Origin of the sequence: Kitasatospora sp. HPM-01-4, from assembly GCF_051374625.1 — a bacterium.
In the GTDB taxonomy this organism is placed as follows: Bacteria; Actinomycetota; Actinomycetes; order Streptomycetales; family Streptomycetaceae; genus Kitasatospora.
In genome coordinates this window covers 2,570,074-2,594,518 of the sequence record NZ_JBPQGP010000005.1, presented here as the reverse complement: position 1 = coordinate 2,594,518, position 24,445 = coordinate 2,570,074, and the positions used below count along the sequence as shown (strand labels likewise).

22 protein-coding genes and 1 riboswitch are annotated in these 24,445 nt (G+C 73.0%); of the genes, 7 read left to right on the top strand and 15 right to left on the bottom strand.

The window, feature by feature from the left end; translation table 11 throughout:
- Positions 1–25 precede the first annotated feature (25 nt).
- The 3 genes from ACSMTC_RS10955 to ACSMTC_RS10945 all read right to left on the bottom strand — a co-directional run bounded on the left by ACSMTC_RS10955 (position 26) and on the right by ACSMTC_RS10945 (position 1,586).
- Positions 26–451, bottom strand: coding sequence for a hypothetical protein (locus ACSMTC_RS10955; RefSeq protein WP_436559469.1), 426 nt, complete (start codon positions 449–451; stop codon positions 26–28).
- Complete coding sequence (locus ACSMTC_RS10950; protein WP_436559468.1) at positions 438–944, bottom strand: SigE family RNA polymerase sigma factor; 507 nt, start codon at positions 942–944, stop codon at positions 438–440. The genes ACSMTC_RS10955 and ACSMTC_RS10950 overlap by 14 nt, the downstream gene beginning before the upstream one ends.
- Before the next feature lie 255 nt (positions 945–1,199).
- Complete coding sequence (locus tag ACSMTC_RS10945) at positions 1,200–1,586, bottom strand: DUF4258 domain-containing protein (protein ID WP_436559467.1); 387 nt, start codon at positions 1,584–1,586, stop codon at positions 1,200–1,202.
- A gap of 273 nt (positions 1,587–1,859) precedes the next feature.
- Between ACSMTC_RS10945 and ACSMTC_RS10940 the strand changes: the two genes are divergently transcribed.
- Positions 1,860–2,615, top strand: coding sequence for an MBL fold metallo-hydrolase (locus ACSMTC_RS10940; protein ID WP_436559466.1), 756 nt, complete (start codon positions 1,860–1,862; stop codon positions 2,613–2,615).
- Positions 2,616–2,627: 12 nt separating this feature from the next.
- Here ACSMTC_RS10940 and ACSMTC_RS10935 read toward each other — a convergent pair whose 3' ends face one another.
- Positions 2,628–3,056 carry a protein-tyrosine phosphatase family protein gene (locus tag ACSMTC_RS10935; RefSeq protein WP_436559465.1) on the bottom strand — a complete coding sequence of 143 codons (429 nt, stop codon included), beginning with the start codon at positions 3,054–3,056 and terminating at the stop codon, positions 2,628–2,630.
- Between the two features lie 369 nt (positions 3,057–3,425).
- Here ACSMTC_RS10935 and ACSMTC_RS10930 point away from each other — a divergent pair, with 369 nt between their 5' ends.
- Complete coding sequence (locus ACSMTC_RS10930; RefSeq protein WP_436559464.1) at positions 3,426–4,229, top strand: class I SAM-dependent methyltransferase; 804 nt, start codon at positions 3,426–3,428, stop codon at positions 4,227–4,229.
- A 64-nt stretch (positions 4,230–4,293) separates the two neighbouring features.
- On the opposite strand, the gene ACSMTC_RS10925 is transcribed toward ACSMTC_RS10930, so the two are convergent.
- The 3 genes from ACSMTC_RS10925 to ACSMTC_RS10915 form a co-directional block, all read right to left on the bottom strand.
- A complete protein-coding gene (locus ACSMTC_RS10925) occupies positions 4,294–5,436 on the bottom strand; it encodes a serine hydrolase domain-containing protein (RefSeq protein ID WP_436559463.1) in 1,143 nt (380 codons plus the stop codon).
- 198 nt (positions 5,437–5,634) lie between these two features.
- Positions 5,635–6,807, bottom strand: coding sequence for an NlpC/P60 family protein (locus ACSMTC_RS10920; RefSeq protein WP_436559462.1), 1,173 nt, complete (start codon positions 6,805–6,807; stop codon positions 5,635–5,637).
- A 47-nt stretch (positions 6,808–6,854) separates the two neighbouring features.
- Entirely contained in the window at positions 6,855–7,202 is a 348-nt protein-coding gene (locus ACSMTC_RS10915) for a WXG100 family type VII secretion target (RefSeq protein WP_436559461.1), read from the bottom strand.
- 183 nt (positions 7,203–7,385) lie between these two features.
- Here ACSMTC_RS10915 and ACSMTC_RS10910 point away from each other — a divergent pair, with 183 nt between their 5' ends.
- The 3 genes from ACSMTC_RS10910 (at position 7,386) to ACSMTC_RS10900 (ending at position 10,617) form a co-directional block, all read left to right on the top strand.
- On the top strand, positions 7,386–7,829 hold the full coding sequence (locus ACSMTC_RS10910) for a GNAT family N-acetyltransferase (RefSeq protein ID WP_436559460.1): 444 nt from the start codon (positions 7,386–7,388) through the stop codon (positions 7,827–7,829).
- A gap of 259 nt (positions 7,830–8,088) precedes the next feature.
- Positions 8,089–8,712: a TetR/AcrR family transcriptional regulator gene (locus tag ACSMTC_RS10905; RefSeq protein WP_436559459.1), complete on the top strand. Its 624-nt coding sequence runs from the start codon at positions 8,089–8,091 to the stop codon at positions 8,710–8,712.
- Between the two features lie 261 nt (positions 8,713–8,973).
- The gene (locus ACSMTC_RS10900; RefSeq protein WP_436559458.1) at positions 8,974–10,617 is read left to right on the top strand and encodes an APC family permease; all 1,644 of its coding nucleotides are present in this window, start codon (positions 8,974–8,976) and stop codon (positions 10,615–10,617) included.
- Positions 10,618–10,676: 59 nt separating this feature from the next.
- Here the strand turns inward: ACSMTC_RS10900 and ACSMTC_RS10895 are convergent, their stop codons facing one another.
- The 5 genes from ACSMTC_RS10895 to ACSMTC_RS10875 form a co-directional block, all read right to left on the bottom strand.
- On the bottom strand, positions 10,677–12,041 hold the full coding sequence (locus ACSMTC_RS10895) for a cobyrinic acid a,c-diamide synthase CobB (RefSeq protein WP_436559457.1): 1,365 nt from the start codon (positions 12,039–12,041) through the stop codon (positions 10,677–10,679).
- 10 nt (positions 12,042–12,051) lie between these two features.
- The gene (cobO, locus tag ACSMTC_RS10890) at positions 12,052–12,657 is read right to left on the bottom strand and encodes a cob(I)yrinic acid a,c-diamide adenosyltransferase (RefSeq protein ID WP_436559456.1); all 606 of its coding nucleotides are present in this window, start codon (positions 12,655–12,657) and stop codon (positions 12,052–12,054) included.
- Positions 12,658–12,660: 3 nt separating this feature from the next.
- Entirely contained in the window at positions 12,661–14,724 is a 2,064-nt protein-coding gene (locus ACSMTC_RS10885) for a putative cobaltochelatase (RefSeq protein WP_436559455.1), read from the bottom strand.
- On the bottom strand, positions 14,724–16,259 hold the full coding sequence (locus tag ACSMTC_RS10880) for a cobyric acid synthase (RefSeq protein WP_436559454.1): 1,536 nt from the start codon (positions 16,257–16,259) through the stop codon (positions 14,724–14,726). The genes ACSMTC_RS10885 and ACSMTC_RS10880 overlap by 1 nt, the downstream gene beginning before the upstream one ends.
- Positions 16,260–16,488: 229 nt before the next feature.
- Positions 16,489–17,436 (bottom strand): cobalamin biosynthesis protein, encoded by a 948-nt coding sequence (locus tag ACSMTC_RS10875; RefSeq protein ID WP_436564649.1) that lies wholly within the window; start codon positions 17,434–17,436, stop codon positions 16,489–16,491.
- Between the two features lie 121 nt (positions 17,437–17,557).
- Positions 17,558–17,739: riboswitch (cobalamin riboswitch) on the bottom strand.
- 292 nt (positions 17,740–18,031) lie between these two features.
- On the opposite strand from ACSMTC_RS10875, the gene ACSMTC_RS10870 reads away from it, so the two are divergent.
- Both ACSMTC_RS10870 and ACSMTC_RS10865 read left to right on the top strand, forming a co-directional pair.
- Positions 18,032–19,159 (top strand): alpha/beta hydrolase family protein, encoded by a 1,128-nt coding sequence (locus ACSMTC_RS10870; RefSeq protein ID WP_436559453.1) that lies wholly within the window; start codon positions 18,032–18,034, stop codon positions 19,157–19,159.
- Between the two features lie 266 nt (positions 19,160–19,425).
- The gene (locus tag ACSMTC_RS10865) at positions 19,426–20,931 is read left to right on the top strand and encodes a hypothetical protein (RefSeq protein WP_436559452.1); all 1,506 of its coding nucleotides are present in this window, start codon (positions 19,426–19,428) and stop codon (positions 20,929–20,931) included.
- A 111-nt stretch (positions 20,932–21,042) separates the two neighbouring features.
- On the opposite strand, the gene ACSMTC_RS10860 is transcribed toward ACSMTC_RS10865, so the two are convergent.
- The 3 genes from ACSMTC_RS10860 to ACSMTC_RS10850 form a co-directional block, all read right to left on the bottom strand.
- Positions 21,043–21,921 (bottom strand): CDP-alcohol phosphatidyltransferase family protein, encoded by an 879-nt coding sequence (locus ACSMTC_RS10860; protein WP_436559451.1) that lies wholly within the window; start codon positions 21,919–21,921, stop codon positions 21,043–21,045.
- On the bottom strand, positions 21,908–22,597 hold the full coding sequence (locus ACSMTC_RS10855) for a phosphatidylserine decarboxylase (RefSeq protein ID WP_436559450.1): 690 nt from the start codon (positions 22,595–22,597) through the stop codon (positions 21,908–21,910). The genes ACSMTC_RS10860 and ACSMTC_RS10855 overlap by 14 nt, the downstream gene beginning before the upstream one ends.
- Before the next feature lie 615 nt (positions 22,598–23,212).
- Positions 23,213–24,415, bottom strand: a complete 1,203-nt coding sequence (locus ACSMTC_RS10850) for an acyl-CoA dehydrogenase family protein (RefSeq protein ID WP_436559449.1) — start codon at positions 24,413–24,415, stop codon at positions 23,213–23,215.
- Positions 24,416–24,445: the final 30 nt, after the last annotated feature.

Here is a 24,445-nt window from a genome sequence, read left to right as displayed (position 1 = left end):
GAGCGGCCCGCGGCCGCCGGGGCGGTCAGGGCGAAGGGACGCCGGAGGTGGGGCTGATAGTCGGGGGCGGGAGGGAGATCGAGGGCTCACCGTGGGGCGTTGGTCCGCCTGGGGGTGTCGGTGTGGCGGAGGGGGACGAGGTGGGAAGGCCAGGGCGCGCGCTGGTCTGTGCCGTCGGGGCCGGCGTGGGGGCGGTGGTCCCCGTGGTGGCGGGGGTTCCGGCAGGTGCGATGCGGTTGGTGGGGCTGGCGCCGGGGGTGAGGGAGATCGCCAGGACCGCCGCGGCGGTGCACAGGCAGGCGGCGCCGGCCATGGCGGCGCCCACTCGCCGCCGGTGACGCCTTCTGCCGGAGGCGGTGATCCACGCTGCGGGAACGGTCTCGGTCCGCGCGGCGGCCTCTGTCGCGGCGGCGCGCAGCAGGTCGGCGAGGCGCTCGTCACTTGGAGTCATCGGGGTTCTCCTCGGTGCGGGAGGGTTCGCCCAGGTGATGGGCCAGGGCGGCCCGTGCTCGGGACAGGTGGGCCTTGACGGTGCCTGCGGCCATTCCGGTCTCCGCGGCGATCTGCGCCAGCGGCAGGTCACAGACGTAGAACAGGGCGGCGCACAGGCGTTGTTTCGGCGGGAGCCGCTGCAGCGCGGCGGTCAGGTCGACGGTGTCCGGGACGGGGCCGGCGACCTGCGGGGCCTCGCCGTGGCGCAGCCAGGCCTGGGCCGCGGTCCGCGCGCGCCGCCAGCGGCTGACCGCCAGCCGCCAGGCCACCGTGCGGACCCAGGCCTCCGGCGCCGCCTCGCGGTCCAGCCGCCTGCGCCGGCTCCACGCCCGTACGAACGCTTCCTGCACGACGTCCTGTGCCTCGTGCAGGTCGCCGGTCATCAGATACAGCTGGCCGGTGAGCCGGCGGACCGAGTGCGTGTAGAACTCGGTGAACTCCTCCTCGGTCAACGGTCGGCTCCTTGAAAGATCGGTTACTCGAACTCCCTACGATCGGCGGCACCGGCCGGGTTTACATGGTGAGACGCAGATCACACGGGCTGTGCGGCGGGCATGGTGGACGCGGCCGGGCAAAAAAGACGAGCAGGGACAGAGGTTCCTGTCCCTGCTCGACCGCAAGATGCGTCACCGGCGCTTCGTCAGATCACCATGCCCCACGACGTGCGATCATTCACGACCTTGATCCACTTTCGCAGCAGGCCCTGGTTATCCCCAGTAGACGGTGACGACCACCCAGTCCGGGTCGCTCCCGGCGACGATGACATGCAGCTCGCCGCCGGACATGCCCACCGTGTAGTGCCACCTGCCGTTGTCTGTCTGGCACCAGGCGGACTTGGCGCCGATCGCGATGGCCTTGTTGAGTTCGTCCTGGCTGACCTGGCGTCCGTTCATCCGGTCCATGGCGTGCTCGGAGATTCTGGCGACGGCCTCCGGCGCCGCGGGGCCGCAGCCCCGCTGCACGCAGTCGAAGTCGCAGTGGATGGGCGGGTTCCCGAGGGCCGGCGTCGCGGCGATCGCGGGGCCGGAGAAGAGCGCCAGCCCGGAGGTCAGGACGGCGGCTACGGCGAGGCGAAGACGGTTGGGCTTGATCACGAGGTTTCCTCTTCCATGCTGGTTCCGCGGCTCCCTGGCCGCTCGGGAAGAGGGTGGTCGGCGGTGATCGACGCACGATGAGCAAAACATCAACGGGAGTTCGATGCCGCAGCCGGAGCCCGTGGCGGTGCGGCAGCGGGTCCGGCATCATCCCCGTGTGATTCTGATGCGGCCCGTTCCGGAGATCGAGGATCAACCGCCTTGGGAGACACCGAGCCGTCACGACTCAACGAACGGCCGTGACCGGTACTTTCACAAGAGACCCCAGGTGACATGACCGACTGGTATGAGCAGCGCGAAATGGACGGCGGCGTCGTCCGGATCACCGAGCCGCACGTCGACCAGCTTCTGAAGGCCAATGTGTGGTGGCTGCGCGGCACCGACCGGGACATCGTCGTGGACGCGGGTCTCGGCGTGGTCCCCCTGCGCCGGGAGATCCCGCAACTCTTCGAGCGGGACCCGCTGGTGATCCTCACCCACGCGCATCCGGACCACGTCGGCGGAGCCCACGAGTTCCGCGAACGGGCCGCCCACGCGGCGGCGGCCGAGGTGCTGGCGGAGGGTGTCCCGGCGAGTCTGTACGGCGCCGAGCTCTACGAGAAGCTCGGCATCGACGCTGCGGGGGAGCCCGTTCCCGGCCTGCTGATCGACACACTGCCGTACCCCGGGTACGACCCCAGGACGTACCGCCTCGAAGCCGTGACTCTGACCCGTCGGCTCCAGGACGGGGACCGGATCGACCTGGGCGACCGGACGCTGACCGTTCTCCACCTGCCCGGCCACACACCCGGATGCATCGCGTTGTTGGAGGAGCACGCCGGGGTGTTGTACTCGGGAGACGTGGTCTACGACGGCTACCTCATCGACGATCTTCCCGACTCGGACGCGGCCTCGTACCGGCAGAGCATGGAATTCCTCGCGCAGTTGGACGTGTCCGTCGTCCACCCCGGCCACGGGCGCGGCTTCGACCGGGCCCGGCTCCGCGAACTGGCCACTGCCTATCTGCGCAGGGTGTCCGACCGGAAGTAACGCCTTCGGTCGCTACTCGAACTCGGCAACGAACCGGCTCTGTTCGGGTGTCTCCACGGCGTGCGGCGAGTAGTGCTCCCGGACGTAGACGACCGCCTCGTCGTTGGGGACCCCGTCCAGTACGGCGAGACAGGCCAGTGCGGTGCCGGTCCGTCCGAGTCCGCCGGTGCAGGCGATCTCGACCCGTTCGGACCCGGCGCGGGTCCAGGCCACTCGGAACGCCCCGGCGGTGGCGGTGTGGTCGGTCGGCAGCCAGAAGTCCGGCCAGTGCAGCCAGCGGGCCTCCCAGGCGAAGGGAGGCGGTTCCTCGTCCTGCAGGTACAGCCCGAAGGAGGGCACCGGCCCCGCCGGGAGCGGCCGGCTGAGCCCTCGGCCGCGGACCAGCCGCCCCGAGGGAAGTCGCATGACGCCCGTGGCGGCGGGGTCCCAGGTGGAGGTCATGGAGCGAGCCTAACCGGAGGCCGCACCCCGGGAGCCGTGGGAGACCGGATGCGAGCCCGGGCTGGTGGAACGCGGGCGTGGCGCATGCGGAACTCGCCGGCTGGAGGCAGGTCTCACGGCTCCCGGCCGGCGGGGCGGGTCGCCGGTACTGCCGCCGTGCGCCGCTGCCGCCGGCACTCGGATGAGCGGATCCGGCCGCGGCGGTCCGGTGCCACCGCTCATCCCGTCACCCGACCGCCGTGCGCGGCGTTGTCAGGTGGTGCGGCTCCCGCGGGCGGCAGGAGCACGAAGAGCCGCGTACGACACGACGGTTGCTCTTTCGGCAGGGGTGGCACAGTGGCAGACGGTGGTCGGCAGGCAGGTTTCGCCATGCGTCCCGTGGTGCGGGAGGCATACGGTCCGGCTGATCTGAGCGGAAATCCGATCTTCGCCGGAGGGTTCATCAACTTCGGCTACTGGCGGGCCGTCGATCTGGGCCGTCCGCTCGACGAGGCGGACCGGATCCGCAGCCAGGAGGATCTCTACCGGCATGTCCTGGACGCCGTCGGGCTGCCTGCGGGGCCGAAGGTCCTGGAAGTCGGCTGCGGGCTCGGGATGGGATGTGCGCTGGCCCTGCGGGAGTACGGTCACGCCGCGGTCACCGGCATGGACATCCACCCTGACCAGCTCCGGCGGGCGCGTGGCAGGCACGCCGGCCTGCTCCGGGAGGAGCCGCCACGGCTGCGGTTCGTCCAGGGGGCCGCGGAGCGCATGCCTTCGGAGGGCGGCGAGTTCGATGCCGTCATCAGCGTGGAGGCCGCCCAGCACTTCCCGGATCTCGACGCCTTCGCGGCGGAGACGTCGAGGGTGCTGCGGCCGGGCGGCCGGGTGGCTGTCGCCAGCTTCTTCACCGTCGACGACGCCCCCGGCCGGCCCGAGGAGCTCGCAGGGCTGCTGGACACGTTCACCACCGGCCTGGACATCGCCCGGCCGGTGACGGCGCTCACGGGTGCGATCACGGCGGCCGGACTCACGAGGGTGCGCGTAGAGTCGATCGGACCCCATGTCTGGCCCGGGTGGGACCGCTGGCTCGGCCGGTCGTGGGCCCCGGAAACCTGGCCGCGGAACTTCCTGCGGGCCTACGAGCGGGGAATCCTCGACTACTACCTCGTCACGGCGGAGCGACCGGGATAGCGGCGTGGGCAGGCGCGATCCGCGGTCCGCGCCTGCCGAGCACCTCGCGGGCGCCGCGTACGGATCAGGCCAGGCACTCCTTCAGCGCGGTGATGAGCCGGCCCGCCCGGGGGTCGCCGTGGCCGATCATCCGGTTGGCGACGTAGCCGAAGCCCACCCCGAACTCGTCGTCGCCGAAGGCGAACTGGCCGCCCGCTCCGTCGTTGCCGAAGCTGCGCGGGCCGAGCATGGGGCGGAACCGGGGAGCGTCGAGCAGGAAGCCCGAGCCCCAGCGGGCACCCAGGTCGGGGAAGCCCGACCAGGAGGCTCCGGCCGTCAGCTCCCGCAGCGCGTCCGTGACGGTCTCCGGTGCGAGCAGCCGGGCCGAGCCGTCGATCCCGGTCGCCGCCGCGGCGTACAGCGCGGCCAGGCCGGCCGCCGAGGAGACCGCGCCCGCCCCGGGAAACTCGGCGGTGAGCAGCGCGGGGTCGTTCCAGCCGTGGGGCTGGTCGAGACCGGGGAAGACGAGTGCGCCGTTCATCGTCACGATGCGTACCGGCAGCCACTCCGGGTCGGGCATCTTGGGCCGGCCCTCGGCCTCGACGAGCCGGGCCAGCCGTCCGACCTCCTCCTGCGGCAGGCCGATCCAGGTGCGCAGGCCCAGTTCGTCGCCGACGGCCTCGCGGAAGTAGGCGCCCGGGGTGAGCCCGGTGATCCGCCGGATCAGCTCACCGATCAGGAAGCCGAAGACGTGTCCGTGGTACTCGTGGGCCTCGCCCGGCACCCACAGCGGCGCCTGCTCCTCGATCGCGCGCACCACCGGAGTCCACTCGGTGATCTCCTCGAAGCTCAGCACGCGGTCCAGGACGGGGACTCCGGCGCGGTGTCCGAGCACCATGCGCGGCGTGATCGCCTGCTTGCCGTTCCGTGCGAACTCCGGCCAGTAGCGGGCAACCGGCGCGTCGAGGTCCAACCGCCCCTGCTGTGCGAGCAGATGGGCACAGACGGTGACGATGCCCTTGGCGCAGGAGAAGACCGGGACGACCGTGTCCTGCTCCCAGGGCCGGCCGCTGCGCTCGTCCGCGGTCCCGCCCCACAGGTCCACGACCTTGCGTCCGTCGACGAACACCGTTACGGCCGCGCCGAGTTCGCCGTGCTCGGTGAAGTTCCGGGCGAATGCGTCCGCGACCGCCCCGAATCGCTCGTCAGCCCAACCGCCGTGCTCCACTGTCCTGTTCCCCCTGGGTGCGCATCTCGTCCGTTCACGCCGGTGTGCTGACGCCAGGTCAGCCGCCGACCGGCACACGGTATGCGGCCGGAGTGGCCTCCTGCCAGCGAATATGCGCGAGGGTCGGCCCGCCGGGACCGCTGCTCCCGTGATGGGGGAGGGCCCCTCGCGGCGTACCGCGAGGGGCCCTGTGCTCCGCTAGGAGACGCCGTTGCGGCGGTAGGGCAGGTACCGCTGGTCGTTGTGGTAGTAGGGGTACGGGATCACGTGCGAGACGCAGCCCTGGCTGCCGCTGTCCTCGATCGCGATGTACTGGGTGTGGGACGCGTCGGCCCAGCCGCCGAAGATGACGGTGTGGTCGCCCATGATCATCGCGTCGCCCGGCTGCAGGTCGTCCTTGCTGATGCGGTGCGACACGTCGGGCGACATCAGGCCGTAGGTGTCCAGGCCGGGCCCGGGCAGGCCCCAGGCGCAGGAGACCAGGCCGGAGCAGTCCACCCGGTAGCCGTTGGTCTCGGCGCCCTGGCTGTAGCCGAGCTTGTGGTCGGCGCGCTCCAGAGCGCGCTCCACGATGCCCTGGCGGACGTCGGAGAGACCGTTGAGGTTGGGCCGGTCGATGATGCCGGCGCCCTCGCCGTTCTTCGGGTGCAGGTGCGAGTGGCTGTTCGCGGGCCAGTCCTCCCAGCTGCTGGAGCCGTTGATGAAGTGGGTGCTCCAGTCGCCGCGGCTGTGGTCCTTGATCGGACCGCCGTCGTGCAGGCCGCCGGGACCGCCCGCGTCGCCGGTGCCACCGCCACCGCCACCGCCGCCGGTGTAGCCGCCGCCACCGCCGCCGCCGGTGTGACCGCCCCCGCCGCCACCGCCCCCGCCGGTGTGACCGCCGCCGCCGGTGTGACCGCCGCCGCCGGTGCCACCGCCACCACCGCTCCCGCCGGTGTGGCCGCCACCGCCCCCGCCACCACCGACTCCGTCGATCCCGGTGCTCGGGGACTTCGGCTTCTCGTGCTCCTCCTGCTTCTTCTTCAGGTCTTCCGCGATCTTGCGTTCGGCTTCCTGGTACTGGCTGATCACCTGCTTGATCTTCTGCTCGTCCTCGGCGAGATCCGCGGTGAGCTGCTGCTTGGTCGCCTCCACCTGCTGGGCCTTCTCGCTGATGGCCTTGACGCGGTGGGCGACGTCGGCCGCGACCGCGAGGAAGTTCCCGATGCCCAACGGTGCGCCGGCCATGACGTCCATCGAGGCCGCGGACTCGACGGCCGCCTTGATGGCTCCGACCTTCTGGCTCATCTCGCCCATGCGCTGGGTGATCTTCTGGAAGTCGCTCTGGATCTTGGCCAGCTCCTGCAGCTGGTATCCGAACTGGTCGCCCACGGGGCGGTACTCCTTAGTGCGGTGTGGATTGTGGACGCGAGGCGGGATCAGAACGCGTCGGCGAGGCCCTTGATGTCCTTGCCGAGGTCACCGAGCTGGTCGGCGACGGTGTTCAGCTCCTTCACCCGGCCCTGGGCGTGTGCGACGAAGGCGTCGGCCGCCCCTCCGTGCCAGGTGAGCTGGCCCAGCGCGGTGCCGATCTCCTTGCCGAGCGCCTCCGCCTCCTTGCTCATCTCCTCGAGCTCGGCGGCGTACTTCTTCAGCTCGGCGTCGGGGTCGCCGCCGAACATCTTGGTGAGTACCCAATGAGCGATCTTGGTCGGAGCCCAGAAGACGTCCTCGGCGACATGCACCGCCGAGCTGCCCAGATCCTTGACGTCGTCCCACAGTCCCACAGCCGTTCCCCCATGAAGTCTTCGTACAGGCTGACAGTCGGTCAAAAGGCTATCCGACCTGGAGTGACCCCGGGATATCGAGGAGAGCCCTCATCCACGGGCCCGGCGGTGCCCCGATTCGCGGTCGGACCGGAGCCGAAAACCGCGCGTCGGGCGGATGCGGCGGCTGGCATACTCCGCGCCATGACGAGTGATCATGCAACCGGCCCGGTCCTGACCGTCGGCGAACGCGACGCCGAGCTCAACCGGCGCCTGGACGAGGGGCTCACCGCCTTCAACGCGGCGGCCACCGGCGTGGCCGAGCAGGGCACGCTGTCGGTCAAGGTCACCGACGAGGCGGGCGAGCTGATCGGCGGGCTGGCCGCGTGGACCTGGGGCGGCCTGTGCGGGATCGGGATGCTGTGGGTGCGCGAGGACGCCCGCAAGGACGGCTGGGGCGGCAGGATCCTGCGGGCCGCCGAGGAGGAGGCCCGGCGGCGCGGCTGCGACCGGGTGGCCGTGTCCTCCTTCACCTTCCAGGCCCCCGGCTTCTACCGGCGCCACGGCTACACCGAGACCGGCCGGACCCTGGGCATCCCCGGCGGGCACGAGGACGTGCACTTCTTCAAGTCGCTGACCGACGGCTGAGCGGACCGGCGGCCGTAGGCCCGGTGAGCGGCCGACGGCACCGGACGACCCGGGCGGGGCGGGAAGGCGGAGCCGGCCGGAACCTCCGCCGCGACGGTCGGCACGGCGCGCGGCGGTTCGGCGGGCGGCGGTTCGGCGGGCGTGCGGCACGCGGATGACCGTCATATCGCCGACGCTAACGACCGGGTACGACACCGCCGGGCCGCGTACGGGGCCGGTGGTTGGGGCCGGCGGCGTCCGAGGCGCGATGATCGACCCCATGAGCACGCCGCCCGCACCGCCCGTCCCGCCCGCCCTCGCCGCGCCGGCCAGCCCCCGGGCCGCCCTGATCGCCGACACCGCGATCGCGCTGATCGCCGAACGCGGTCTGCGCGGGCTGACCCACCGGGCCGTCGACGAGGCCGCCGGGCTGCCGACCGGCTCGACCTCCAACCACGCCCGCACCCGGGCCGCCCTGCTGGCGGCGGCGCTCACCCGGATCGCGGAACGCGAACACGCGGACTTCCGGCCCCTCCAGGAGGAGAACCCTCCGCTGGAACTGCTGCTGGAGGTCACCGCGACCGGCGTCCACCAGGCGCTGACCGACGGCCTGCCGCTGACCCTGGCCCGCCTCGAACTCGCCCTGGAAGCCACTCGCAGGCCCGAACTCCGCACCGTCTACGACCGGTTGGGCGCGGGCTTCCGCGCGCTCGCCGCCCGGCTGCTGGCCCGGGCGGGTTCCGCCGAGCCGGAGCGCGACGCCCGCGGCTTCGTCCGCTGGTGCGAGGGCGTCATCTTCGACTCGGCGGCCGGTGCGGGCCACGGGCACATCCCCACCCCGGCCGAGCTGCGCGCCGAGGCCGCCCGCTATCTCGCCGTGCTGCTCGGGGAGCCGCGCTCGTAACGGGGAGCCGCGCTCGTAACGGGAAGCAGAGTTCCGTGGCCACCCGGGGAGCGCGCCCGCCGGACACCGGAACGGCCCGCCGGACACGGGGAAGCGGCCCGGGACACCGCACCGAGCGGCGCATACCATCCGACAACTCGGCCGAGGGGCGGCTGTACCCGTGCGTGTCCGCGTTGCCGGAAGGCCTCCGTACCGGATCTGCGGCACCGTCGGCGTCAGCGCACCCGCGCCCCGCCCGCACGATTCCGGGAGGCCGAACGCATGGCATCGACCGACGAGACCGCCCCGTCCGGCGCGCAGGGGAACGGCAGGCTCCGCCGCGAGGTGGGCCTGATCGGGCTGCTGTGGGCCTCGGCCGGCGCGATCATCGGCTCGGGCTGGCTGTTCGGGGCGAAGAACGCCGTGGTGATCGCCGGGCCGGCCGCGCTGCTCTCCTGGGGCATCGGCGCGGTGGCCATCGTGCTGCTCGCCCTGGTCCACGCCGAACTCGGCGCGATGTTCCCGGTGGCGGGCGGCACCGCCCGCTACCCGCACTACGCCTTCGGCGGGTTCGCCGGGATGTCCTTCGGCTGGTTCTCCTGGCTGCAGGCCGCGACGATCGCGCCGATCGAGGTGCAGGCCGTGATCAACTATGCCGGGCACTGGTCCTGGGCCCGCGGCCTGCTGCACCCCGACCACACCCTCACCGGTTCGGGCATCGCGGTCGCGGCGGGCCTGCTGGCCGTCTTCGTGGTGGTCAACTTCCTCGGCGTCAGGATCCTCGCCCACACCAACAGCGTGGCCACCTGGTGGAAGGTGGCGATCCCGCTGTTCAGCATCGTGGTGCTCGCGCTGGCGGAGTTCCACGGCGGCAACTTCACCGCGCACGGTTTCGCCCCGTACGGGGCCAAGGGCGTACTCGCGGCGATCAGTACCAGTGGGGTGATCTTCGCCCTGCTCGGCTTCGAGCAGGCGATCCAGTGGGCGGGGGAGAGCCTGAACCCCCGGCGCGACATCCCGCGCGCCGTGATCGGCTCGGTCACCCTCGGGACCCTGATCTACATCCTGCTCCAGACGGTCTTCATCACCTCGCTGCCGCCCGGGACCTTCGCCGGCGGCTGGGCCAGGCTCGACTACCCCGGTATCGCCGGTCCGTTCGCGGGGCTGGCCGCCCTGATCGGCCTCGGCTGGCTGGCCGTCCTGCTCTACACCGACGCGATCATCTCCCCGGGCGGGACCGGCCTGATCTACATCACCTCCTGCTCCCGGGTCTCGTACGGGCTGAGCCGCAACGGCTACGCCCCGAGGGCGTTCCAGTGGACGGACCGGCGGTCGGTGCCCTGGGTCGGCCTGATCGTCGCCTTCGTGGCGGGCGTGCTCTGCCTCCTGCCCTTCCCGAGCTGGCAGCGGCTGGTCACCTTCATCACCTCGGCGGTCGTGCTGATGTACGCGGGCGCACCGCTGGCCTTCGGCGTACTGCGCAGGCGGCTGCCGGGACTCGAGCGCCCGTACCGGCTGCCGGGCGGCGCCCTGGTCTCACCGCTCTCCTTCGCGATCGCCGGTCTGGTGATCTACTGGTCCGGCTGGGACACCCTGTGGCGGCTCGGTGTGGCGATCCTGATCGGCTACCTGCTGATGGGCTCGTACGCCTGGTACGCCAACGCCAGGGGCCTGCCGGACGCCCCGCGGATGGACTTCGCGGCGGGCTGCTGGCTGCCGGTCTACCTGGTCGGGCTGGGCCTGATCTCCTGGCAGGGCACCTTCGGCAGGGGCGCCGAGGGCAACCTGCCGCTGTGGTGGGACATCCTGGCGGTGGTCCTCCTCTCGCTGGCCGTCTACTACTGGGCGCTGCACACCGCGCTGCCCGCCGAGGCGATCGAGCGCAACATCCACGGCGGCGCGGTGGCGGACGGGGCCGAGGACTGAAGCCGACGCCGCGCCACGGCGGTGGGCCGCCGTGGCGCGAGGGCGCCGGTTAGGCCTGGTCAGGCCCAGCCGTGCCCGGCCGCCGCGCGGACCAGCCGTTCGGCCAGCTCCGGTGCGCCGGCCCAGTGCAGATGCAGGTACGAGGCGTGCACCGAGCCCTGTACGAAGCCCTCCGTCCGCGGTCCGTCCGGCGCGCGCCAGCCCCAGGCGGGCTGCGGGCCCGAACCGGGTTCGCAGACGGTGCGGTGGAACTCGTGGCCGCGGACCCGGGCACCGGCCGGGGCGAGCGCGCTCTCGCCGATGGCCACCGCCTCGCGGTAGCCGAGGGTGAGCCGCTCGGTCATCCGGGCGTCGGTGTCGAGTACGCCGCACATCGGCCTGCCGTCCAACTCCCGCCCCAGGTACAGCAGTCCGGCGCACTCGGCGGCCACCGGGGCGCCGGAGGCGGCCAGCGCGGAGATCGAGCCGCGCAGTGAGGCGTTCTCGCTCAGCTCGGCGACGTACATCTCCGGGAAGCCGCCGCCGATCACCAGTCCGGCCGTGCCGTCGGGGAGCCCGGCGTCGTGCAGCGGGTCGAACGGGACGACCTCGGCTCCGGCGGCCGTCAGCAGCTCCGCGTTCTCCGCGTACGAGAAGGAGAACGCCGCCCCCGAGGCCAGCGCGATCCTCGGCCGCCCGGCGACCTGGGAGACCTCCTCGGAGGCCGACCACGGCTCGGCGTCCAGCGGCGGCGCGGTGCGGGCGAGCGCCACCAGCGCGTCCAGGTCGACCGAGGCGGCGACCAGTTCACCCATGTCGCGGACGGCCTGCACGGCCTGTGCGGAGCGCTCGACCGCCGGGACCAGGCCCAGGTGCCGTGAAGGTGTCGCCACGCCGGCCGTCCGCCGCACCGCACCGAGCACCGGGACGCCCGACCCCTCCTCCAGGGCCTCGCGCAGCAACTGCTCGTGCCGGTCGGAGGCGACCCGGTTGAGGATCACCCCGGCGAGCCGGACCTCGGGATCCCAGGAGGCGAAGCCGTGCACCAGCGCGGCCACCGACCGTGACTGCGAGGAGGCGTCCACCACCAGCACCACCGGCGCCCGCAGCAGCTTCGCCACATGCGCGGTGGACGCCAGCTCCCCGCGCCCGGCCGCCCCGTCGAACAGCCCCATCACGCCCTCGACCACCGCGATGTCCGCCCCGGCCGCGCCGTGCAGGAACAGCGGCGCGATCCGCTCGGGGCCGCACAGGAAGGCGTCCAGGTTGCGCCCGGGCCGCCCGGCGGCCAGCGAGTGGTAGCCGGGGTCGATGTAGTCCGGGCCGACCTTGTGCGGGGAGACCGCGAGGCCCCGGGCACGGAGCGCGGCCATCAGCCCGGTGGCGACGGTGGTCTTGCCCGCGCCCGAGGACGGCGCGGCGATGACGAGACGGGGGATGTTCACGTGCGTACGACTACCACTCGATCCCGCGCTGGCCCTTGCGGCCCGCGTCCATGGGGTGCTTCACCTTGGTCATCTCGGTGACCAGGTCGGCGGCCTCCATCAGCGCCTCGGACGCGTAGCGGCCGGTGATCACCACATGCTGGCTGCCGGGGCGGTCCTTCAGCACCGAGACCACCTCGTCCACGTCGATCCAGCCCCAGTGCATGGGGTAGGTGAACTCGTCCAGCACGTAGAAGCGGTAGCGCTCGGCGGCCAGGTCGCGCTTGACCTGCTCCCAGCCCTCCTTGGCCGCCTCCTCGCTGGACATGGCCATCTCGGAGGACCGCTGCAGCCAGGACCAGCCCTCGCCCATCTTGTGCCAGTCCACCGTGCCGCCCTCACCGGAGGCGCCGAGCACGCGCAGCGCGTTCTCCTCGCCCACCTTCCACTTGGCGGACTTCACGAACTGGAACACCCCGATCGACCAGCCCTGGTTCCAGGCCCGCAGCGCCATCCCGAAGGCGGCGGTGGACTTGCCCTTTCCGGGGCCGGTGTGCACGGCGGTGATCGGCAGGGTGCGGCGCTGACGGGTCGTCAGGCCGTCGTCGGGAACGGACTCGGGGATGCCCTTCGGCATGGCTCAGGCCGCCTTTCGGTGGTGGGTGGCGTTGCGGTGTGCGTGGACCAGTGCGGTGACGCCCTCGGCCCGCAGTTCGTCCAGGGTCACTGCGGGGCCGCCCAGTTGAGCGGCCAGCGTACGGGCGAGCCCCAGCCGTACCGGACCGGACTCGCAGTCCAGCACCACGCTCGCCACGCCCTGGCCGGCCAGCAGCCCGGCCGCCCGTCCGGCCTGGGCCAGCGCGTCCCGTCCGCCGGTGGCCCGGCCGTCGGTGACCACCACCAGCAGCGGCCGGCGGTGCGGATCGCGCATCCGCTCCACCCGCAGCACCTCGTGGGCGCGCAGCAGTCCGGCCGCGAGCGGGGTGCGGCCGCCGGTCGGCAGCTGCTCCAGCCGGGCCGCGCCGACCTCCACCGAGGAGGTGGGCGGCAGTGCCAGTTCGGCGGCCGCACCCCGGAAGGTGATCATGCCGATCTTGTCGCGGCGCTGGTAGGCGTCCATCAGCAGCGACATCACCGCGCCCTTGACCGCGGTCATCCGCTGGCGCGCCGCCATCGACCCCGAGGCGTCCACCACGAACAGCACCAGGTTGGACTCCCGGCCCTGGCGCACCTGTTCGCGGAAGTCGTCCCGGTGCAGCACCAGTGCGCGCGAGTCGCGGCCCCGGGCCAGCTGGTGCGGGGCGGCGGCGCGCAGCGTGGCGCTCAGGTGCAGCCGGCTCAGCGCACCCTGCGGACGGCGCGCCCGGATGGTGTGCCCGCCGTCGGTCTCGGCGGGGGAGCGCCGGCCCTGGGCGCCCTTCCCGGTGCCCGGCACCTTGAACAGCCTGGTCCGGTACGGTTCCCCGGCCGCGGCCACCGGGGCCTTGGCCGGGCCGCCCGCGCCCTGCGGCGGGACGCTCGCCTCCGGGCCCGGCTCGGGCTCCGAGGCGGCACTGCCGTCGGGGGCGGTGCCCGGTGCGGGCGCCCCGCCGCCGTCCGGGCCGCCGCCGTCCGGGCCGTTGCCGTCAGGACCGTCCCCCGGGCCGTCGCCGTCGGGGCCGCCGTCGGGGTCCTCATCGGGGCCGGCGGGCTCGGAGTGCTCCGCCAGCGTCCGGTCCAGCTGCTCCTCGTCCAGCCCGGGCGCGTCGAAGGGGTTGCGCCGCCGCCGGTGCGGCAGGGCGAGCCGCGCGGCCTGGCGGACGTCCTCCTCGGTCACCTCGGTGCGCCCGTCCCAGGCCGCCAGCGCGACCGCGGTCCTGGCCATCACGATGTCCGCGCGCAGTCCGTCCACCTCGAACGCCGCGCACACGGCGGTGATCTGACGCAGCGCCAGATCGGTCAGTGCCACCTTCGGCAGCAACTCCCGCGCGGCGGTGATCCGTTCGGCCAGTGCGCGCTCGTCCTCCGCGTACCGTGCGGCGAATCCCGCCGGGTCGGCGTCGTACGCGAGCCGGCGCCGGACCACCTCGGCGCGCTCACCGGGGTCGCGGGTGGCGGCGATCTCGACCGTCAGCCCGAAACGGTCGAGCAGCTGCGGGCGCAGCTCGCCCTCCTCCGGGTTCATCGTGCCGACCAGCAGGAACCGGGCCGCGTGCCGCACCGAGACGCCCTCGCGCTCCACGTACGAGCGGCCCATCGCGGCGGCGTCCAGCAGCAGGTCGACCACGTGGTCCTGCAGCAGGTTGACCTCGTCGATGTAGAGCACGCCCCGGTGCGCCTTGGCCAGCAGCCCCGGCTCGTACGCCTTGACGCCCTCGGCCAGGGCCCGCTCCAGGTCCAGCGAGCCGACGATCCGGTCCTCGGAGACGCCGACGGGCAGCTCGACCAGGTGCGCCGGGCGCTGCCCGGCCGCCTGAAGGGGGTGCGGACCGTCCGGGCACTGCGGGTCCACCGCCGCCGGGTCGCAGGCGAACCGGCAGCCGGGCACGGTCGCGATCGACGGCAGCAGCCCGGCCAGCGCACGCACCATGGTCGACTTGGCGGTCCCCTTCTCGCCGCGCACCAGCACCCCGCCCACCGCCGGGGAGACCGCGTTGAGCAGCAGCCCGAGCCGCAGGTCGGCCATGCCGACGATCGCGGTGAACGGGTAACGGACGTCACTCATCAGATCTCCAGAGGTTCCGGTGCACCGGGCGGGAGGAACGGCAGTCCACCGGGTGCCCCGCCCTCGATCAGCTTCCACAGCGCGTCGGTGTCGGCGTGCTCCTCGATCAGGTCGCCGAGCCGGTCGAGACGCTCCTCCCGGGCCGCCGCGAACGAGGTGTCCGACGCGGGCACGAACCCGCGCCCGGCCAACTCGGCCACCTCGCGCAGCAGTCGGCGCCGGAAGCCGTCGTTCTCCAGCACACCGTGCCAGGTCGTACCCCAGACCGGGCCGAGGCGGCACCCGTCCAGGGCGCGGCCGCCACCGTCCGAGACGAACGCCTCGCCGCCCTCGGCCGACACCACGCCGTGGTGGATCTCGTAACCCTCGACCCGCTCGCCCAGCGCCTCGCCGACCGGCCGGGCCAGCACCTTCTCCGCGCCGAACACCACCCGGGTGGGCAGCAGCCCGAGTCCGGCGACCTCGCCGGCCCTGGACTCGACCTCGTCCACGATCACCCGTCCGAGCATCTGGTAGCCGCCGCAGACCCCGAGCACCGGGAGCCCGGCGGCCACCCGTGCCCTCAGCGCGGGCTCCATGCCGCGCTCGCGCAGCCAGGCCAGGTCGGCGACGGTGGCCCGGGTGCCCGGCAGCACCACCAGGTCGGCGTCGGCCAGTTCCTCGGGCCTGGTCGCCCAGCGGACCAGCACACCGGGCTCCTGCGCCAGCGCGTCCACATCGGTGAAGTTGGACAGCCTCGGGAACCGCACCACGGCCACCCGCAGCACGTCCCGCCCGACCGGGCCGCTCACCTGGCCCCGGTCCACCACGGTGGTCAGGTCCAGCGAGTCCTCGGCGTCCAGCCACAGACCGGAGAGCATCGGCAGGGTGCCGAGCACCGGACGCCCGGTCAGCCGGTGCAGCATCTCCAGGCCCGGTGCCAGCAGCCGCGCGTCGCCCCGGAACTTGTTGACGAACCAGCCGGCGACATGCCGCTGGTCCTGTGCCGAGAGCAGCGCCAGCGTCCCGTACATCGCGGCGAAGACCCCGCCCCGGTCGATGTCCCCGACCACCACCACCGGCAGCCCGGCGGCCGTGGCCAGCCCCATGTTGGCGATGTCCCGGTCCCGCAGGTTGATCTCGGCGGGCGAGCCCGCGCCCTCGCAGACCACCACCTCGTACCGGCTCCGCAGATCGGCCAGGCACTCCAGGGCCCGCTCCAGCAGGACGGGCTTGCGCTCGCGGTAGTCCAGCGCACCCACCTCGGCCACCGGCCTGCCGAGCAGCACCACCTGGCTGCGGCCGTCGCCACCGGGCTTCAGCAGCACGGGATTCATCGCCGCCTCCGGCTCGACCCGGGCGGCCTGAGCCTGCATCGCCTGCGCGCGGCCGATCTCGGCGCCGTCGGCCGTGACGAAGGAGTTGAGCGACATGTTCTGCGCCTTGAACGGCGCCACCCTGACGCCCTGTCGGGCCAGCCAGCGGCAGATGCCCGCCGTGACCACGCTCTTGCCCGCATCCGAGGTCGTCCCGGCGACCAGCAGTGCCCCGCTCATGCTCCTCCGCTCCGCTCGACAGTCCTTCCCAAGGGCAGTACCCGCAGGCGCGAGGAACCGCGCGAGCGGCCGTCCGCCTCGGCACCGCTCCCGGCCACCCGCTCCGGCACCGTCCGGGGGCGCGAGGAAACACGCGAACAAGCGCGGACTGCCTCGACGAGCCGCTCGCGCGGTTCCGTGCGCTCCCCAGGGGCCACCCGCCCGCCCGGACCCGCCATCAGACCGCGGCTCACGACCGCCCCCGCCGCCAGGCCCACAGCGCCCGAGCGGTCACGGTGACCGCCAGCGCCAGGGCCCCGACCCGCCGGGAGAGCAGGCACGCCCGCTCGATGTCCTCGACCGCCACCGGCCGCAACTCCGCACCGAGCACCGGCCGGTGCTCCACCCGCTCGCCGTACCGCAGCGTCCCGCCCAGCCGGACCCCGAGCGCCCCGGCGAACGCGGACTCGGCCTGCCCGGCGTTGGGACTCGGGTGCGCTGAGCCGTCCCGCCGCCAGACGCGCCAGGCCCTTCGGGGTTCGGGTGCGGCGGCCACCGCGAGCAGGGCGGTCAGCCGGGCACCGGGCCAGCCGGCCAGGTCGTCCAGCCGCGCCGAGGCCCAGCCGAAGCGCAGGTGGCGCGGCGAACGGTGCCCGACCATCGCGTCCAGCGTGTTGACGGCCCTGAAGGCCAGCAGCCCGGGCGTACCGGCCAGCGCACCCCAGGTCAGCGCGTTGACCACGGCATCGGCGGTGTTCTCGGCCACCGACTCGACGACCGCGCGCGCGATCTGCTGCTCGTCCAGCGAGCTCGGATCGCGGCCGCACAGATGAGGCAGCCGCTCCCGGGCGGCGGCGAGCTCACCGGCGCGCAGGGAACGGCCGATGGTCGTGGCCTCCCGGGTCAGCGAGGTACCGCCGAGCACCGTCCAGGTCGCGGCGGCGGCCAGCGCGGCCTGCCCGTACCGGCTGCGCCCGAGTGCCCGTCCGGCGAGGTGCGCCCCGGCCGCGACCGTGCCGACGCAGACGGCGGTGTACACGGCGCCGGCCGCCCGGTGGTCACGCCACAGGGCGCGCTCCAGCCGCCCGGCAGCGGTACCGAAGACGGCGACCGGGTGGCCGCGCCGGGGGTCGGCGAAGGCGGCGTCGGCGAGGTAGCCGGCGATGCTGCCCAGGGCGAAGGCGGAGCCGCGATTCAGGCGGGGCACGGCGCGGATTCGGCGGCGGCCCGGGCGACGGGTACGGCTCGGTCGAACGGCGGCCTGACCTCGGCCGGGGCAGCCTGCATGGCGGGCGTGTCCTCACTCAGGGTCCGCGCCCTGGATCGACGTACCGGGGGCGAGAGTCTCCTGGCTTCCGGGTCGGACACACCCTCGGGCCTTCCAGCAGCCGTACGACCGGACCACCGTGACCATGGATCGAGCGTGCTCCCCGGTGACAGTGGCGGGACCGCGCCGGACTCGCACCGGCTTCCTCTGCATGCCTCCGTTTGGCTGAAAGATCCCACCACGGTCCGCGACCGGGAGTCAACAAACCGCGCGGAGGGCTTGATCACAACCGCCTCGGCCGCCCGCCGTGCGGCACGCCGTCTCCGGGAGCTCTCCGCCCGCCGCCCTGGCCGCAGTAGAGGGGCCGCAGTAGAGAGGCCGCGGTAAAGAGGCCGCGGTAAAGAGGCCGTGGTAAAGAGGCCGCGGCCCCGGGCGGCCGTTCGCGGGTCCGCCTTCCGGTGGCAGGCCCGCCGCGCGGAGAGTGCACTGGAGGTGCCTTCCAAACCAGCTCACACCGGGGAACACTATGCGTAGGGGAACCGCCGCCGCCGTGGCGGCCGCCGCTGTGGCGGTCGCCGCCGTCGGAGCCGGAGCAGCGATCGTCCTGATCGGCCGAAGGGTGTCCGAGCGCACGGTCCACCCGCTGTTCGGGAAGCCCGGCGAGGCCAACCTGTGGGTGCACGACGTCGCCGCCGGACGCGTCTCCCTCACCCGGGCCCCGGAGACGGTACGCCCGGGCCGCTACGCACTGGAGTGGCCGCGCGGCGGCCACGCGGTGGTCGGCGAGGTCCTGGGCACCGACGTCCAGACCGTCACCCGTCGGCTGGAACGCTCGGAGAGCGGAACCCTCACCGCCGGCACCGAGGTCGAGCTGACCCCCCGGGTCTACCGCGGAGACCCGACCAGCGCCCTCGGCATCGGGTTCACCGAGACCGCCGTCCAGGGCGAGCTCGGGCCGCTGCCGGCCTGGCGCGTCGACGCCATGCGCGGCAGCTGGGTGATCCTGGTGCACGGTCCGGGCGCCGACCGCACCCAGGCGCTGCCGGTGCTCCCGGTGTTGCGCTCGCTGAAGATGCCGACACTCACCGTCACCTACCGGGGCGACGCCGGCGCCCCGCCGTCGCCGGACGGGCTCGGCCACTTCGGCGAGACCGAGTGGCGGGACGTCGAGTCGGCGATCCGGTTCGCCCTGGACAGCGGCGCGGGGCGGGTGGTGCTGTACGGCTGGTCGCTGGGCGCCACGATGTGCCTGATGGCCGCCGAAAGGTCCTCCCGGCAGGAGCCGATCGCCGGTCTGGTACTGGACTCCCCGATCCTCGACTGGTCGGCGAGCGTGCGCAGGGAGAGCGTCCGCGCCGGCATCCCGAGCGCCCTCGCCAACCTGGGCGCGCTGGCCGCAGAAGGCCGTACCAAGGTGGACCTGGAGGCCCTCGCCCGCCTCGCGGACGGGACCGGCCTGCGCGTGCCGACCCTGCTGCTGGGAAGTCCGGCGGACAGCATCGCGCCGATCGCGGCCGCCCGCCGCCTCGCGCAGCGCCGCAGCGACCTGGTGAGCCTGCACGAGGTGCCGGGCGCGGAGCACGCCCAGCTCTGGAACGCCGATCCGGACGGCTACGCCGAGGTGCTGCGCCGCTGGCTCACGCCGCTGCTCTGAGCCAAGGGTACGGTTACTCCGAGTATATCGTCGATCACGTCGATCAGGACCGCCAAAGGATCACTTCCGGCCTTGATCTGATGATTCGTCGATCAGCTTTGTTCAGTTTTGTTGGGTGCACGACATTCGAATCAAGCCAACAATTCGAATATCAGGCCCGGTTTGCGGGCTGTTGCCCGATCTCTTCCACCCAGTCCAACCGGGCGGCCGAAGACGCGCCGAACCGGATGTGACAGAAGGCCGGTGCACGGGGAAGACTGCACGGCGTGACGTCTCGGAATCCGCGCGACCGTGATGCCCCGCTCCAGCCGACGATCGGTACCGGTGCGACGGTGACCCGTCTGCCCGGTACGGCCCGCCGCGCCGACGGCGCCCACCCCGGCCACCCCGCAGCAGCCCGCCGCCGCGCCCCGGCGCCCAAGCCCGGGCGGGGGAGGGTCCCGGTGCCCGACGGCTTCCCCGCACCGGCCGAGCTCGCCCCGCTGGCCCGCCGGATGCTCGTGGACGCCGTACGGATCGCGCGCTGGGCGGGTGAACTCGACAAGGTCGACCGCCGGGGCGAACTGCTCCCCGAGGACGCCCGCGACGCCGGAGCGGCCCTGGCGATGACGGTCGCCGCCGCCGCCAAGGCGTGGGGCCAGGCCCTGCTGGTCGGCCTGGTCGAGCTGCGCGAGGGCGGCGCGGGGCCGGGCTGGCGGCTGCACGCCTGGGAGCACGACGACGAGGCGGTGATCCGGGGCTGGTCGGCGCTGTTCGACTCCTGGACGCTGGTCGCACCCGTCCCGCCCGCCGCGATGCGCGGAGTCTTCGCCCACCTCGCCGGGCAGGCCGTCGACCACGTGCCGCAGCTGCTCTCCTTCCTGCACCTGGTGGACGGCCCGGTCGTCGACAGCGAGCTGCTGGAGCTGCTCCGCCGCGGCCTGGACGAGCGCCGGCACGGCGCCGGTACGGGCACCGTGGCACTCTCCCCGGTCCCGCACGCGGCCTCGGCCGTCTCGGCCGTCCGCGGCACCTGCCGCGAGCCGCAGGTCGGCACCCCGCCGGCCGCCCCCGCCGACGTCGCCGCGGTCCTGGACTGGATGCTGGACGGCCTCGCCGCCGTCGGCGCCCTGGTCCGCAGGGACGAGGCCGCGGAGCTCTCGCCGCTCGGGCACTGGGCCGTGCGCGCCAAGCTGGAGGAGATCTGCACGGTCGCCCAGACGGCCGCCGGGCACATCGAGCAGAGCGCCCTGGAACTCCTGGACGCCTGCGCCCACTACTCCCCGGGGCCGGCCCGCGCCGAGTACCGGGCCTGGGTCGCGGCCCGTCCGGTGGACCGTGCGGTCGCCGAGCTGCTGGACGCCGCCCGGGGCGAGGACGCGCTGCTGCGCGGGCTCGCCTTCGAGGCGCTCCGGGTCGCCGGGGGCACCGCGGAGAAGGCCGTCCGGGCGACCGTGGACGAGGCGGTGCTGCGGCCGTACGCGCTGCTCTGGCTGGCCGAGCAGTCGGACGAGGGGGTGTCCCCGGCCGATGTGCTCGGGGCGGCGGACGCCGCCTGGCTCTGGGTGGACACGGCCGCGGCGGTACTGGACCACGGTGAGACCGAGCTGCTGGTCGGCCATGTCGAGGGTGCCTCGGCGGGGGAGCCGGTCCGCCTGTTCAACCGCGCCCGCCAGTCCGGCCACCCCCGCGCGGCCTCCGTCCTCACCGCCGTCGCGGGCGTCCACCCCGATCCCGCCGTCGCCCGCGCGGCCCGCCGCTCCGCCTTCAGCGTCCACCGCGGCGGGGCCTAGCGGCCTGTCCGGCGGTACGTGGGGGCTGCTTCCCCGAGGCCCGCGAACAGCCGAAGGGGCCCGGATCCCTGGGCGGGAATCCGGGCCCCTTCGGGGTGTCCAGGACGGGTCTCAGCAGCCCCGGGACTCCGCGCGGCGGGCGCGGACGTCCCCGACCTTCTGCCCCACCTTGCGGCGGATGACCAGCAGCGGCGCCATCGCGGCCAGCGTGATCTGCGCGATCGCCCCGATGTGCATCAGCGTGTCGCCCCCGGGCAGGCCGGCGGCCCAGGCCGCCAGGCAGCCGATGGAGACCACGATCCAGCAGAGCGTCGCGGTGGCGAGCAGCCCCTGCGGCTTCGGGTACTCGATCCGGCTCACCATCAGGTACGCCACGCCGAGGATCATCAGCAGCCCGAGCAGCAGCGGCGGCTCCAGCAGCACGATGGCGATCACCGTCATCGCACCCATCGGACAGGGCATGCCCTGGAAGATCCCGGGCCGCATCTTGACGGCCGAGAACCGGGCGAGGCGCAGCACCACCGCGAGCAGCACGGTCACCGCGATGAACGCGGAGAGCTGCTGGTTGCCGTCCGGCGAGACGATGCCCCAGACCGCGACGAAGTAGGCCGGAGTGATGCCGAAGCTGATCAGGTCGGCCAGGTTGTCGAGCTCCGCGCCGAGCGCCGAGGACCGCAGCTTGCGGGCGACCAGGCCGTCGAACAGGTCGCACATCGAGCCGATCAGCAGCAGCGTCACCGCGGTGGCGGCGCTGTGCTTGTTCGGCATCGAGTCGCCCATCAGGTGCGGCATCAGGACCCCGGTGGTGATCGAGTAGATCGCCATGAAGCCGCAGACGGCGTTGCCCAGGGTCAGGAAGTCGGCGGTGGAGAGGTGCTGCGGCGAGCGGGGAGCGCGCAGCTCGCGGTCGCGCGCCCAGCGGCGGCGGTTCAGGCCGGTCTCCTCCTCGTCGCTCAGGCCGACGAGAGTCTCAGGATCAGTCACGGTCAAGGCGTGTCACCCCGGCGGTGGTCTTCTGGCCGACCTCGACGCCCACCTCGACGCCGGCCGGCAGGTAGGTGTCGACGCGGGAGCCGAAGCGGATCAGCCCGATCCGCTCGCCCTGCTCGACCTTGGTGCCGGCGTCCACGTACGGCACGATGCGGCGGGCCACGGCCCCCGCGATCTGCACCATCTCGATGTCGCCGAGCTCGGTGTCGAAGTGCCAGACGACGCGCTCGTTGCGGTCGCTGTCCTTGTTGAACGCCGGGACGTAGCCGCCGGCGACATGCTCGACCGACGTCACCGTGCCGGGCAGCGGGGCGCGGTTGACGTGCACGTTGAGCGGGCTCATGAAGATCGCGACACGGGTGCGGCCGTCCGGCCAGGCGTCGATGCTCTGCACCACACCGTCGGCGGGGGAGATCACTCTGCCGGCGCCGATCTCGCGCTCCGGGTCGCGGAAGAACCACAGCATGCCCGCGCTGAGCGCGCAGGCCGGTACCGCTGCCAGGGCCCACTTGCCGTTCCGCCTGGTGAGGGCGGTGGTGAGGGCGGCAGTGGCCAGGGTCGGGACGAACCAGGGGGTGGCGCCGCGCGCGATGGTCACGCGAGGACGCCGACCGTCCGCCGGGGCGTCGAAAGCGCCGGTCGGAGCGGAGGTGTGAGGGGACGGGCTGATGGGCATCGAAGACCTTAGTCGCGGGGGATCATGGCCGCTGGACGGGGGCCACCGCGGGGATCGGTTGAGATGGGGACGGCTGCTGTCCCGGTGGATGCTATCGGGACCAGGCGGTAGGTGGGCAAGCCGCCTGCATGTTCAGGAGCCCGGTGCGGTGCCGATCTGCGCCTGCTATGTGTACGACCGTAGCTCGGGTCGGCCGGTTCCCCAAGGGAGCGCACGAGGCGCGTGACCCATGTCTCAGTCCGGGCGGGGCTGGTGAAGCGGGTCCTGGCTGACTGTGGGTCAGGTCCGGGGCCTGCCCCCTCGGAGAGGGGTCGAAAGGGCGCTGAGCATGCCCTGGAAGCCGTTCTGGGCGTCTTGAGGCGTGCGGATGTGCCGTAGGGCGCGCACTGATGAGTGCGCGCCCTACGACCTTCCCCGGTTCGCCGTACCGCCCCCGAAGGCTGACCAGGCCTGGGGACCGCACGGTACGGCGGGGCCTGGAGGCGGGCCCGCACGCCCGCCCCCCGGCCTTCGAATGGCTCTCTGTCGCCTGGCGACCCTCGCGCCGGGATCGGTGCGGCCGGATCCAGGATGGCCGGGATCCGGCCGGCGAGGGTCACCGGCGTGTCGTTCCGGTCACTCCGCGATGCGGTACTCCTCCAGCAGACGGCGTCCCACGATCATCTTCTGGATCTCCGCAGTACCTTCACCGATCAGCAGCATCGGGGCCTCGCGGTAGAGGCGCTCGATCTCGTACTCCTTGGAGAACCCGTAGCCGCCGTGGATCCGGAAGGCGTCCTCGACGACCTCCTTGCAGTACTCGGAGGCGAGGTACTTGGCCATCCCCGCTTCCAGGTCGTTGCGCTCGCCGCTGTCCTTCTTGCGGGCGGCCATCACCATCATCTGGTGCGCGGCCTCGACCTTGGTGGCCATCTCGGCCAGCTTGAACTGGATCGCCTGGTGCTCGGCGATCTTCTTGCCGAAGGTGGACCGCTGCTGGGCGTAGGAGATGCCCAGCTCGAAGGCGCGCCGGGCGACGCCGCAGCCGCGGGCCGCGACATTGACCCGGCCGACCTCGACGCCGTCCATCATCTGGTAGAAGCCCTTGCCCGGGACCCCGCCGAGGATGCGGTCGGCCGGGATGCGGACGTCCTGGAGCACCAGCTCGGTGGTGTCGACGCCCTTGTAGCCCATCTTCTCGATCTTCCCGGGCACGGTGAGGCCGGGGACCGTCGGGTTGGGACCGAAGCCCGGGGTCTTCTCGACCAGGAAGGTGGTCATGTTCTTGTAAGGGGTCGAGCCGCCCTCGTCGGTCCGGCACAGGACCGCCACCAGGGTGGAGGTGCCGCCGTTGGTCAGCCACATCTTCTGGCCGTTGAGGACGTAGAAGTCGCCGTCCCTGACGCCCTTGGTGGTGATCGCCGCCACGTCGGAGCCGAGGCCGGGCTCGGACATCGAGAAGGCGCCGCGGATCTCGCCGGCCGCCATCCGGGGCAGGAAGTACTCCTTCTGCTCCTGGGTGCCGTGCGCGTTGATCATGTGCGCGACGATGAAGTGGGTGTTGACGATGCCGGAGACCGACATCCAGCCCCGGGCGATCTCCTCGACCACCAGCGCGTAGGTCAGCAGGGACTCGCCGAGGCCGCCGAACTCCTCGGGGATGGTCAGGCCGAACAGGCCGAGCTGCTTCATCCCCTCCACGATCGCGGTCGGGTACTCGTCCTTGTGCTCCAGCTCGGTCGCGACCGGGATGATCTCCTTGTCGACAAAGTCCCGCACGGTGGCGAGGATGTCCCGCTGGATCTCGGTGAGGCCGTCGGTCTGTGCGAGGCGTCCCATCGTGCGGCTCCGTATATAGAGGGGAAGAAG

What these genes read in the sequence shown, in the direction of transcription:
- ACSMTC_RS10955 (WP_436559469.1), bottom strand. Translation starts at nt 451, where the DNA reads ATGACTCCAAGTGACGAGCGCCTCGCCGACCTGCTGCGCGCCGCCGCG.
- ACSMTC_RS10940 (WP_436559466.1), top strand. Translation starts at nt 1,860, where the DNA reads ATGACCGACTGGTATGAGCAGCGCGAAATGGACGGCGGCGTCGTCCGG.
- ACSMTC_RS10935 (WP_436559465.1), bottom strand. Translation starts at nt 3,056, where the DNA reads ATGACCTCCACCTGGGACCCCGCCGCCACGGGCGTCATGCGACTTCCC.
- ACSMTC_RS10930 (WP_436559464.1), top strand. Translation starts at nt 3,426, where the DNA reads ATGCGTCCCGTGGTGCGGGAGGCATACGGTCCGGCTGATCTGAGCGGA.
- ACSMTC_RS10910 (WP_436559460.1), top strand. Translation starts at nt 7,386, where the DNA reads ATGACGAGTGATCATGCAACCGGCCCGGTCCTGACCGTCGGCGAACGC.
- ACSMTC_RS10905 (WP_436559459.1), top strand. Translation starts at nt 8,089, where the DNA reads ATGAGCACGCCGCCCGCACCGCCCGTCCCGCCCGCCCTCGCCGCGCCG.
- ACSMTC_RS10900 (WP_436559458.1), top strand. Translation starts at nt 8,974, where the DNA reads ATGGCATCGACCGACGAGACCGCCCCGTCCGGCGCGCAGGGGAACGGC.
- cobO (WP_436559456.1), bottom strand. Translation starts at nt 12,657, where the DNA reads ATGCCGAAGGGCATCCCCGAGTCCGTTCCCGACGACGGCCTGACGACC.
- ACSMTC_RS10885 (WP_436559455.1), bottom strand. Translation starts at nt 14,724, where the DNA reads ATGAGTGACGTCCGTTACCCGTTCACCGCGATCGTCGGCATGGCCGAC.
- ACSMTC_RS10880 (WP_436559454.1), bottom strand. Translation starts at nt 16,259, where the DNA reads ATGAGCGGGGCACTGCTGGTCGCCGGGACGACCTCGGATGCGGGCAAG.
- ACSMTC_RS10870 (WP_436559453.1), top strand. Translation starts at nt 18,032, where the DNA reads ATGCGTAGGGGAACCGCCGCCGCCGTGGCGGCCGCCGCTGTGGCGGTC.
- ACSMTC_RS10855 (WP_436559450.1), bottom strand. Translation starts at nt 22,597, where the DNA reads ATGCCCATCAGCCCGTCCCCTCACACCTCCGCTCCGACCGGCGCTTTC.
- ACSMTC_RS10850 (WP_436559449.1), bottom strand. Translation starts at nt 24,415, where the DNA reads ATGGGACGCCTCGCACAGACCGACGGCCTCACCGAGATCCAGCGGGAC.